5 protein-coding genes and 1 rRNA gene are annotated in these 11,615 nt (G+C 61.7%); all 6 read left to right on the top strand.

The window, feature by feature from the left end:
* Positions 1–184: 184 nt before the first annotated feature.
* The 6 genes from rrf (at position 185) to AACY36_RS06820 (ending at position 11,613) form a co-directional block, all read left to right on the top strand.
* A 5S ribosomal RNA gene (gene rrf, locus AACY36_RS06845) occupies positions 185–300 on the top strand.
* 144 nt (positions 301–444) lie between these two features.
* Positions 445–3,897 (top strand): exodeoxyribonuclease V subunit gamma, encoded by a 3,453-nt coding sequence (gene recC, locus AACY36_RS06840; RefSeq protein WP_339427503.1) that lies wholly within the window; start codon positions 445–447, stop codon positions 3,895–3,897.
* Entirely contained in the window at positions 3,894–7,568 is a 3,675-nt protein-coding gene (gene recB / locus AACY36_RS06835; protein ID WP_339420509.1) for an exodeoxyribonuclease V subunit beta, read from the top strand. The genes recC and recB overlap by 4 nt, the downstream gene beginning before the upstream one ends.
* Positions 7,565–9,637 carry an exodeoxyribonuclease V subunit alpha gene (gene recD, locus AACY36_RS06830; protein ID WP_339420510.1) on the top strand — a complete coding sequence of 691 codons (2,073 nt, stop codon included), beginning with the start codon at positions 7,565–7,567 and terminating at the stop codon, positions 9,635–9,637. The genes recB and recD overlap by 4 nt, the downstream gene beginning before the upstream one ends.
* Before the next feature lie 141 nt (positions 9,638–9,778).
* Positions 9,779–10,354 carry a YfiR family protein gene (locus tag AACY36_RS06825; protein ID WP_339420511.1) on the top strand — a complete coding sequence of 192 codons (576 nt, stop codon included), beginning with the start codon at positions 9,779–9,781 and terminating at the stop codon, positions 10,352–10,354.
* Complete coding sequence (locus tag AACY36_RS06820; protein ID WP_339420512.1) at positions 10,351–11,613, top strand: diguanylate cyclase domain-containing protein; 1,263 nt, start codon at positions 10,351–10,353, stop codon at positions 11,611–11,613. The genes AACY36_RS06825 and AACY36_RS06820 overlap by 4 nt, the downstream gene beginning before the upstream one ends.
* Positions 11,614–11,615: the final 2 nt, after the last annotated feature.

Genomic DNA, 11,615 nt, shown 5'->3' with positions numbered 1-11,615 from the left:
ATACTAATTGCCCGTGAGGCTTGACCATATAACACCCAAGCAATTTGACTACTCTAACGAGCATCAGATTGCGGTGTGTGAAGACGATAGAACCGAAAGTTCGATCTCACGAAAACACCGAAAGCTATCACATACCCAATTTGCTGAAGCGAGGCCATGTGGTCACGACTCAGTACCCGAATTTCTTGACGACCATAGAGCATTGGAACCACCTGATCCCATCCCGAACTCAGTAGTGAAACGATGCATCGCCGATGGTAGTGTGGGGTTTCCCCATGTGAGAGTAGGTCATCGTCAAGATTAAATTCCGAAACCCCTGTTTGCTAACGCAAACAGGGGTTTTGTTTTGGGCGGTCGAAAAGACATCTACATCCCAATTCCGCCAATAACTGTCCACAGTGCTAAAGTCGCACCCTCGATTTTGCTTTTCCCAAGGAAGCCGTTATGCCGGATGCGACGTCCCTCAGCGCTGGATTCATGGTGGTTCACGGCAATCGCCTGGATGAACTGCGCAGCCTGGTGGTCAGCTGGATGCGCCGCTACCCCCTGGCGCCCCTGGAAAACGAAATCGCCCTGGTGCAAAGCAACGGCATCGCTCAATGGCTCAAGTTGGCCCTGGCTGAAGATCCGGAAGAGGACGACATGGGCGGCTGCGGTATCGCTGCAGCAATTGACGTGCAACTGCCCGGTAGCTTCATGTGGCAGCTCTACCGCATGGTCCTTGGCCGTGACGAAATCCCACCCCAGTCCCTGCTCGATAAGGCCCCCCTGACGTGGCGCCTGATGCGCCTGCTCCCAGAGCTTATCGATCAGCCACACTTCGAACCGTTGCAGCGCTTCCTCACCCACGACACCGACTTGCGTAAACGCTACCAACTCGCCGAGCGCCTGGCTGACTTGTTCGACCAATACCAGGTCTACCGCGCCGACTGGCTGGAAGACTGGGCTGCCGGCCGCCACCAACTGCGTAACGGCCGAGGCGACGCCAAACCGCTCAATCCTGCTAACTGCTGGCAAGCCGAACTGTGGCGCGCACTGCTGTTGGATGTCGGTGAAGAAGGCATGGCCGAAAGCCGCGCAGGCGTCCACCAACGCTTCATCGAACGCATCAATACGCTCGAAAGCGCCCCATCAGGGCTGCCATCCCGAGTCATTGTTTTCGGAATCTCCTCGTTGCCAGCACAGGCGCTGGAAGCCCTTGCCGGGCTCGCACGATTCAGCCAAGTCCTGCTTTGCGTACACAACCCGTGTCGCCATCATTGGTCCGACATCGTCGCCGACAAAGACCTGCTGCGTAACGAATACAAACGCCAAGCGCGTAAATCCGGCATGCCGGTCAGTATCGATCCACAAACGCTGCACCAGCACGCCCACCCGCTACTGGCTGCCTGGGGCAAACAAGGCCGTGACTACATCAGCTTGCTAGACAGCTACGATGACCCCAACAGCTACCGTGCAGCGTTCCGCGATGGTCGTATCGACCTGTTCAGTGACAGCGATCCCACCACGCTGCTCAATCAGCTCCAGGACGATATCCTCGAACTGCGCCCACTCAATGAAACCCGCGAACTATGGCCTGCCGTCGATCTGGAGCGAGATACCTCAATCCGCTTCCACATCGCTCACAGCGCTCAACGCGAAGTAGAAATCCTCCACGACCAACTGCTCCAACGGTTTAGCGCCGACCCCACGCTGCGTCCCAGGGACATCATCGTCATGGTCCCCTACGTCGACAGTTACGCGCCGCATATCCGCGCCGTGTTCGGCCAGCTTGAGCGCAACGACCCGCGCTTCATCCCATTCACCCTGACTGACCAAGGCCAGCGCGGCCGCGACCCTCTGCTGATCGCCGTCGAACATCTGCTGAAACTCCCCGACAGCCGCTTCCCTGTCAGCGAAATCCTCGATCTGCTTGACGTTCCTGCCCTGCGCGAACGCTTCGCCATCAAGGAACGCGACCTGCCCACACTGCACCGCTGGATTGAAGGCGCCGGCATCCGCTGGGGCCTCAACGCCGAACAGCGCGCAGGCCTGGGCCTGCCCACGGATCTGGAACAAAACAGTTGGCGTTTCGGCCTACGCCGCATGTTGCTCGGTTACGCCGTAGGCACCGGCGCCGCGTGCGACGGCATCGAGCCCTACGACGAAATCGGTGGTCTCGACGCCGCCCTGATCGGCCCGCTGGTCGCCTTACTCGACGCACTCAGTGACGCCCATCAAGCGCTGTCGCACCCCGCGCCTCCGCAGACGTGGGGCGAACGCCTGCAACGCCTGATGCAACTGTTCTTTCTGCCGAGCAGCGAACACGACGACTACCTGTTGGGCCAACTTGAACAACTCCGAGAGGCCTGGCTGGAAACCTGCGAGTCCGTGGGCCTACAAGACGAGTTACCGCTCACCGTAGTCCGTGAAGCCTGGCTGGCTGGCCTGGACCAAGGGCGCCTGTCCCAGCGCTTTCTCGCCGGGGCTGTTAATTTCTGCACCCTGATGCCCATGCGCGCGATCCCGTTCAAGCTCGTTTGCCTGCTCGGCATGAACGACGGCGATTACCCCCGCGCCCAACCACCGCTGGACTTCGACCTGATGGGCAGTGATTACCGCCCCGGCGACCGTTCACGCCGTGAAGACGATCGGTACCTGCTGCTCGAAGCCCTGCTTTCAGCGCGTGACCAGCTCTACATCAGTTGGGTGGGTCGCAGCATCCGCGACAATAGCGATCGTCCTGCCTCGGTATTGATCGGCCAACTGCGCGACCATCTCGCCAGCGGCTGGCATCACGCAAACAGCGATGAAGCGCTTATCGAAGCCATGACCCAAGAGCATCCGCTGCAACCGTTCAGCGCCCGCTACTTCCATGAGGGCGACGCGCTGTTCAGCTTCGCCCGCGAATGGCAATTGCTTCACGTAGCCTGCGACGCGCCCTCAACAGAACACGACCTGCCACCGCACGAACAGGAAGAGCCTTTGAGCCTCGGCCAGTTACAAGACTTCCTGCGCAACCCGGCCAAACACTTCTTTAGCCAACGTCTGAAAGTATTCTTCGAAGCCGCCGAAGTGCCGTTGGCCGACGAAGAGCCCTTTGTCCTCGACGCACTGCAACGCTATAGCCTGAGTGACAGCTTGCTGAACGCTGCACTCACTAACCCCGATCATCTCGACCAGGCCCTGAACGCCCAGGCCTTGCGACTGCAAGGCAGTGGCCTGTTGCCCATGGTCGGTTTCGGCGAATGCCTCCGCAACGAACTGATGGAGCCTTTACCCGACCTTCTGCAACGCTATCGACAATTGTTGGCTCTCTGGCCCACCCAACATACTGGCGCCGAACCTGTCAGTTTTGAACATGAGGGTGTTCAGTTGGAAGGCTGGATCAGCGGTCTGCATCGACGCAGTGATGGCGGGTTGCTAAGCGTCACCACCATTCCCAACAGCATTGGTTCGATCAAGACCCGCAAGTGGCATCGCCTTATCCGCCCTTGGGTCAATCACGTGGTTGCCTGCGCTTGCGGCCTGCCGTTAAGCACCGGCTTGGTGGCTAGCGACGACACGTTGCTCCTGCCGCCTCTGGATAAATCCATCGCACAGGAAATCCTCGGCAACTTGCTGCTCGCCTGGCACGCAGGCATGAGTAAACCGTTACCCGTAGCTGTCAAAACCGCCTTCGCCTGGCTCGGTCAAACCGATCCTGCCAAGGCCCAGGCGGCCGCCAGTAAAGCCTACGAAGGCGACGGCCTGACCTCCGACGGCGAGCGTCGCGAAACCCCAGCGCTCACTCGGCAATTCCCCGACTACGCCGCGCTCATCGCCAGCGAAGAATTCGAAGGTTGGTGCGAAACCCTCTATCGCCCGCTGATCAACGCCCCATGGCGATCACTCACAGGTGAGGAGGCCGGCGCATGACCAGCAAACCTTTAGCCCTTGCCTTCCCGCTCAAGGGCAGCCAGCTGATTGAAGCCAGCGCCGGTACCGGCAAGACGTTCACTATCTCTGCCCTCTACCTGCGCCTTGTCCTCGGCCACGGTGGCGAAGCGTCCGGCTTTGGTCGCGAGCTGTTGCCGCCGCAAATCCTGGTAGTGACATTCACTGACGCCGCCACCAAAGAGCTGCGCGAACGCATCCGCATTCGTCTTGCCGAGGCCGCGCGGTTCTTCCGCGAAGAAATTGAACAGCCTGACGCCCTGATCGCTGATCTGCGCGACGAGTATCCACCCGAACAGTGGCCCGCCTGTGCCAACCGCCTGGACATCGCCGCGCAATGGATGGACGAAGCCGCCGTCTCGACGATCCACAGTTGGTGCCAGCGCATGCTGCGCGAACACGCCTTCGACAGCGGTAGCCTGTTCACCCAGACCCTGGAAACCGACCACAGCGACCTGCTCGGTGAGGTGCTGCGCGACTACTGGCGGTTGTTTTGCTACCCGATGCACGACGACGCGCTCAACTGGGTACGCAACAACTGGGGCGGTCCCGCCGCATTGATGCCGCGAGTCCGCGCGTTGTTCGGCAGCGAACGGCCCACCGATGAAGTCCGCGAGCCCGCCGAGCTGATCAACGCCTGCCTGCAAGAGCGCCGTGAAGCGCTCACACAGCTCAAAGCCCCCTGGCAACAATGGGCCGTCGAGCTACGCGACATCTGCCTGCAAGCCGTGGCCGCCAAAGCCGTCGACGGCCGCAAGATGCAAGCGCGTTACTTCGAGCCGTGGTTCGAAAAGATCGGCGCCTGGGCTGCTGACGACACTCTCGAACAACTCGATATCGGTACTGGCTTCACCCGCCTCACGCCCGACGGCATGGCCGAAGCCTGGAAGGGCGAGCCGCCCCAGCATCCTGGCATTGACGCCATGGCCGGTCTAAAGTCGGCCCTCGATGCGTTGCCGACCCCCGAGGCCGCTGTGTTGCAACACGCCGCCGGCTGGGTGGGCAAACGCTTCGAAGAAGAAAAACGCCGCCGCGCCGAAATGGGCTTCGACGACATGCTCATCCGCCTCAACGCCGCGCTGAAAGCTGACGGCGGCGAACGTCTGGCCAGTGTCATCCGCGAGCAATTCCCGGTGGCTCTGATCGACGAGTTCCAGGACACCGACCCGGTGCAGTACAGCATCTTCGACAGCATCTACCGCATCGAAGAAAACCACCTCGACAGTGGCCTGTTTCTGATCGGCGACCCCAAGCAAGCGATCTACGCCTTCCGTGGCGCTGACATTTACACTTACTTGCGCGCTCGTCAGTCCACCACCGGCCGCCACCACACGCTGGGCACCAACTTCCGCTCCAGCCATGCGATGGTCGAGGCAGTGAACCACGTGTTCCAGCGCGCAGAAAAAGGCCGTGGCGCGTTCCTGTTCCGCGAACCGGATGGCCAGAATCCGGTGCCGTTCCACTCGGTGCTGTCCCAAGGCCGCAAGGAACGATTGCAGGTTAGTGGCCAAACGCTGCCGGCGATGAATCTCTGGCATTTGCCCACCGAGCAGCCGGTTTCCAACCTGGTTTACCGTCAGCAATTGGCTGCCGCCTGTGCCACACAGATTGTTGAATTGCTCAACGGCGGACAGCAAGGCACAGCCGGTTTCCTACAGCCGGACGCGAGCTTCAACGGCGTGCTTCCGTCAGATATCGCCATCCTCGTTCGCGACGGCAAGGAAGCTCAAGCCGTGCGGTCTGAACTGGCAGCGCGTGGCGTGCGCAGTGTGTACCTGTCCGACAAAGACTCGGTCTTCGCCGCCCAGGAAGCCCACGACCTGCTGGCCTGGCTCAAGGCTTGCGCCGAGCCGGATGTTGAGCGCCCGCTGCGCGCAGCCCTGGCTTGCGTCACCCTGAACCTGTCACTGCCGGAACTGGAGCGCCTGAACCAGGACGAACTTGCATGGGAAAGCCGCGTCATGCAGTTCCGTGGCTATCGCGTGATCTGGCGCACCCAAGGTGTGCTGCCGATGCTGCGTCGCCTGCTCCACGATTTTAAACTGCCGCAAACCCTGATCGCGCGCAGTGACGGCGAACGTGTGCTGACCAACCTGCTGCATCTCAGCGAACTGCTGCAACAGGCCGCATCGGAACTGGACGGCGAACAGGCGCTGATCCGCCACTTGGCCGAACACCTGGCGCTGTCGGGCCAGGCGGGTGAGGAACAAATCCTGCGCCTGGAAAGTGATGAACAATTGGTCAAGGTGGTGACTATCCACAAGTCCAAGGGCCTGGAATACGACTTGGTCTTCCTGCCTTTCATCTGCTCAGCCAAACCAGTCGATGGCAGCCGTTTGCCCCTTCACTACCACGATGAACACGGCAAGTCGCAGGTCAGTCTGCGTCCGACCGCTGAGTTGATCGCCCAGGCCGACAACGAGCGTCTGGCCGAAGACCTGCGCCTGTTCTACGTCGCCCTGACCCGCGCCAAGCATGCGTGCTGGCTCGGCATCGCCGACCTCAAGCGTGGCAACAGCAATAGCTCCGTGCTGCACTTGTCGGCGTTGGGCTATTTGCTTGGCGCGGGTGCGTCGCTGGGAGAGTCCGCGGGTCTGGCGCGCTGGTTGTTGGATCTGCAAGAGGGTTGCACCGCAATCCACTATGCCCACGTGCCCGACGCGCAAGACATCATCTTCCACCCGCCGCGCAACGAAGCCCTGCTTAGAGCGCCCTTGCTGCCCAAACGCAAAGCGGCCGAAAACTGGTGGATCGCCTCCTACAGCGCCTTGCGCATTGGCGACAGCATGAGTGCCGCCAGTCTCGAAGCGCCGGAAAGCGCACAAGCCCAGAAGCTGTTCGATGACGAACGCCTCGATCCGGACGCACCCCGCGAGGTGGCGGCGTCCGGCGGCGACATTCACCGGTTCCCACGTGGCCCGAACCCTGGGACCTTTCTCCACGGTCTGCTGGAGTGGGCGGGGGAGGAGGGCTTCAACGTCACCCCCGAGGCTATCGAAAAAGCAGTAGGGGCTCGTTGCAATCGCCGCAACTGGGAAGGTTGGATCGTCACCCTCAGCAGTTGGCTGGGCCACTTGCTGCAAGCGGCGCTGCCTGTGGACAACAACCACGTCAGCCTGAAAAGCCTGCAGCATTACCAGGTCGAAATGGAGTTCTGGTTCGCCAGCCATAAAGTCGACGTACTCGCCCTCGACAAACTGGTGTGTCAGTACACCCACAACGGCGTTTCCCGCGTCGCCGCCGAACCCGTGCTGCTCAACGGTATGTTCAAGGGCTTTATCGATTTGACGTTCGAACATGACGGCCGCTATTACGTGGCCGACTACAAATCCAACTGGCTCGGCCCCGACGATTCGGCCTACACACAGGACGCCATGGAACAGTCGATCCTCGAGCATCGGTACGACCTGCAATACGTACTTTACCTGCTGGCCCTGCACCGCCAACTCAAGGCGCGCCTGCCGGACTACGACTACGACCGCCATGTCGGCGGTGCGCTTTACCTGTTCCTGCGCGGCACCCAGTCCGTGAGCCAGGGCGCGTATTTCACCCGGCCACCACGGGAACTGATCGAAGGCCTGGACCTGCTGTTCCAGGGCAAGCCTATCCCGCCCAAGGTTGAGCCCGCCTGGGAACAAGGAGTGCTGCTATGAGCCTGTCGCCGTTACCGCTTGAGGACCTGATGCCTCTCAGCCGTGCCAATGACCTGGTGCAACTGCTGGAGCGTTGGGTGGATCGCGGTTGGTTGCGCGCCCTGGACAAAGCCTTCGTCGGCTTCCTGCACGAACTTGATCCGGACGCTGACCCGCTGGTGCTGCTGGCCGCTGCGCTGACCAGCCATCAATTGGGCCATGGTCATGTTTGCCTCGACCTGTTCGAAACCCTCAAGGCGCCGGATTTCGCTCTATCCTTGCCGCCTGAAGGCGACCAGCAAACCGGTGCCATGTTGCTGCCGTCGCAATTGCTTGATGGCCTCGACGGCGCCCATTGGTGCCATGCGCTGGCCGCCAGCCATCTGGTCGCGTTGGCAATTGATGGCAGCGAGGCCGCCCAGCGTCGCCCATTGGTCCTGTCCGGCAAGCGCCTGTACCTGCGCCGCTACTGGACCTACGAGCGACGCATCGACACAGCCTTGCGGCTGCGTCTCGCCAGCCAGGAAAGTGTCGCCGCCGATTTGCCGCAGCGCCTGAACAACCTGTTCGACCAACCCCCGCCCGATGGCGTGATCGACTGGCAGAAACTTGCCTGCGCCCTGGCCACTCGCGGTGCATTCAGTATCGTCACTGGCGGCCCCGGCACTGGCAAGACCACCACCGTGGTGCGCCTGCTCGCGCTGTTGCAGGCGCCGGCGGTGGAAACTGGCAGTCCATTGCGCATTCGCCTGGCTGCGCCCACCGGCAAGGCCGCTGCACGCCTCACCGAGTCCATCAGCCAGCAAGTGCTGTCGCTGAAAGTGCCGGACAACGTGAAGGAAAAAATCCCGACTCAGGTCACCACCGTTCACCGCTTGCTCGGCAGTCGCCCGGGCACGCGGCATTTTCGTCATCACATCGGCAACCCGTTGCCCTTGGATGTGCTGGTGGTGGACGAAGCCTCGATGATCGACCTGGAAATGATGGCCAACCTGCTCGACGCCTTGGCGCCCCATGCGCGTCTGGTATTGCTCGGTGACAAAGACCAACTCGCGTCGGTGGAAGCGGGCGCTGTTCTCGGTGATTTGTGCCGAGACGCCGAAGCCGGCTTTTATAACGCCCAGACCCGCCAATGGCTGCAAGCCGTCAGTGGCGAAGACCTCAGCACCAGTGGCCTGCAGGCAGACCTCGACGGCAACCATCCCCTGGCCCAGCAAGTGGTGATGCTGCGTTACTCGCGACGTTTTGGCGAAGGCAGTGGTATCGGCCAACTGGCGCGCTGGGTCAACCAGCAAAACGCTGAGGAAGCCCGCAAGCTGCTGACGGCACGCAGCCACAGTGACCTGTTCTGCCTCAGCCTGAAGGGCGAGCACGATCACGCCCTTGAGCGTCTGGTCCTGGACGGGCAGGGCAGCGACGGCGCCCAAGGTTACCGTTACTACCTCAACCTGCTGCAAAGCGCGCGTCCATCTCCCGACACCCCACGTGAAGCCCCCGCCTGGACCCACTGGGCGCAACAACTGCTGCAAGCCTTCGACGCTTTCCAACTGCTCTGCGCGGTCCGCAAAGGCCCTTGGGGTGTGGAAGGCCTGAATCTGCGCATCACCGCAGCCTTGCGCAAGGTGCGGCTGGTAGAGGGTGACGAGCAATGGTACGAAGGCCGCCCGGTGCTCATGACCCGCAACGATTACGGGCTGGGCTTGATGAACGGCGACATCGGCATCGCCCTCAAATTGCCCGAAAGCGATGGCGGCCCGCAGGTACTGCGCGTGGCCTTCCCACGTAACGATGGTCAGCGCGGCGTACGCTTTGTGCTGCCCAGCCGTCTGAATGATGTGGAAACCGTGTACGCCATGACCGTGCATAAATCCCAGGGCTCTGAGTTCACCCACACGGCATTGATCCTGCCGGATGCGCTCAACCCGGTGCTCACCAAAGAACTGATCTACACCGGCATCACCCGGGCCAAGCGCTGGTTCAGCCTGATCGAACCGCGTGGTGGCGTGTTTGAAGAAGCGGTAAGGCGCAAGGTCAAGCGCCTGAGTGGGTTGATGCTTGAACTGGGGCACGAATCAGAAAAAGCTGACTGACAGGTCATGCAATATTTCTTATTCAGGCGTCTGATTTTTCTGAAAAAAGAGCGGGCCACGTGAAGACCCATTCCGCTGAGGGGTTCCACCACTGTGCTATCGTTGCGGCATGATCTGAAAAAAAACTGAGAGTGTCTCTGCATGAACATGGCTGTCTCGCCCACAGAGCGCAGTTTGAGCTGGAGACGCATGTTGCTGGTGGCGGCCCTGTGCGTGCTCGCACCACGCGCCTTCGCCCAGGCGCCCGAGCCCATTGACCTTGCCGCCCACCGTGCCCAAGCGGTCACCCAGGTGGTGCTCGGTATCCTCAGTTATGCGCGCTGGCCGGCTGAGCCTGCGCAATTGCGCCTGTGTATCGTCGGCCCGACCCAATACACCGACGACCTGGTCAAAGGCACCACCCAGGCCACCGGCCGTCCGGTCGTGGTGCAGCGCCTGCTGGCCAGCCATCCTGATATCGTCGACGCCTGCGATGCGGTGTACATCGGCAAACTCAGTGCCGACGAGCGCAGCCAGCTGTTTACCTCATTGATCGGCCACCCGGTGCTTAGCATCAGCGAAGGCGGTGACGAGTGCACCGTGGGCAGCCTGTTCTGCCTGCGGGTGAGTGATGAGCAAGTGTCATTCGACGTCAATCTCGACTCCGTCGCCCGCAGTGGCGTACGTATTCACCCCAGCGTGCTGCAGTTGTCACGTCGCCGAGCGCCCGCGCCATGAAGGCCGATAAAGTGCGACCGACGCTGCGCTCGGTCATCGGCCGGGGGCACCTGATCCTGGCGCTGGTCGCGGTGATCCTGGCCAGTGTTTCCCTGACGCTGCTCGGCGTGCTGGCGCTGAGGGTCTACGCCGAACACAACCTGCACCTGATCGCGCGCTCTATCAGCTACACCGTTGAGGCGGCGGTGGTGTTCAACGACAGCGCGGCGGCCACCGAGGCCCTTAGCCTGATTGCCTCCACCGAAGAGGTGGCGCGGGCAGACGTCTTCGATATCAACGGCAGGTTGTTGGCGCAGTGGATACGTCCGGAAACGGGCATGCTTTCGCGAGTTGAATTGGCGCTGGCGCATACCTTGCTCGAACAACCCATCAGCCAGCCGATTCTGCATCAAGGTCGCGCCGTCGGCAGCGTTAATCTCACCGGTCACGGCGGCAGTCTGCTGCGGTTCCTGCTCAGCGGGCTGGCTGGAATTCTCATGTGCACCGCGCTCAGCGCGTGGGTCGCCCTGCACCTTGCGCGACGCTTGTTACGTGGCATCACAGGTCCCCTGCAAAGCCTTGCCGCCGTGGCCCATGCCGCTCGCAGCGAACGTGACTTCGACCGCCGCGTACCGCCGGCGCAAATCGCTGAGCTCGACAGCCTGGGCAGTGACTTCAATGCCTTGCTCGGCGAGATGGAAGCCTGGCAAAGCCACCTGCAGAGCGAAAACGAATTCCTCGCCCACCAGGCCAACCACGACAGCCTCACCGGTTTGCCCAACCGGGCGTTCTTCGAAGGCCGTCTGATTCGTGCTCTGCGCAGCGCCGCCAAGGCCAAAGAGCAAGTGGCGGTGCTCTACCTCGACAGCGACCGCTTCAAAGAGGTCAATGACAGCTTTGGTCATGCCGCCGGCGATGCCGTCCTCGTGGCCGTCGCCCAGCGTGTGCGTGCGCAATTGCGTGAAGATGACCTGGTAGCGCGCCTGGGGGGGGATGAGTTCGCCGTCCTGCTGGCGCCGTTGCACGAGGTGGCAGACGCTAAGCGTATCGCCGACAAGATCATTGCCAGCATGGACCTGCCGATCCCCGTGCCCGGCAATACCGAGGTATTGACCTCCCTCAGTATCGGCATCGCCATCTACCCCGATCATGGTGCCACCCCCGGCACCCTGCTCAATGCGGCCGACGCGGCGATGTACCAGGCCAAGCGCCTGTCCTCGGGCGGCCAGCACACGGCGGAGTCGGAGCACGCCGCCGTCAATCTTCAACACAGGAGTTGACC

Origin of the sequence: Pseudomonas sp. EA_15y_Pfl1_P101 (assembly GCF_963970835.1) — a bacterium.
Lineage (GTDB): Bacteria > Pseudomonadota > Gammaproteobacteria > Pseudomonadales > Pseudomonadaceae > Aquipseudomonas > Aquipseudomonas tritici.
Note: the sequence above shows the minus strand (reverse complement) of the source record. Positions and strands in the feature narration are given on the sequence as shown.

Excerpts from the sequence above, each read along its gene's own strand:
- recB (WP_339420509.1), top strand. The coding sequence starts at position 3,894 with ATGACCAGCAAACCTTTAGCCCTTGCCTTCCCGCTCAAGGGCAGCCAG.
- recC (WP_339427503.1), top strand. The coding sequence starts at position 445 with ATGCCGGATGCGACGTCCCTCAGCGCTGGATTCATGGTGGTTCACGGC.
- AACY36_RS06825 (WP_339420511.1), top strand. The coding sequence starts at position 9,779 with ATGAACATGGCTGTCTCGCCCACAGAGCGCAGTTTGAGCTGGAGACGC.
- AACY36_RS06820 (WP_339420512.1), top strand. The coding sequence starts at position 10,351 with ATGAAGGCCGATAAAGTGCGACCGACGCTGCGCTCGGTCATCGGCCGG.
- recD (WP_339420510.1), top strand. The coding sequence starts at position 7,565 with ATGAGCCTGTCGCCGTTACCGCTTGAGGACCTGATGCCTCTCAGCCGT.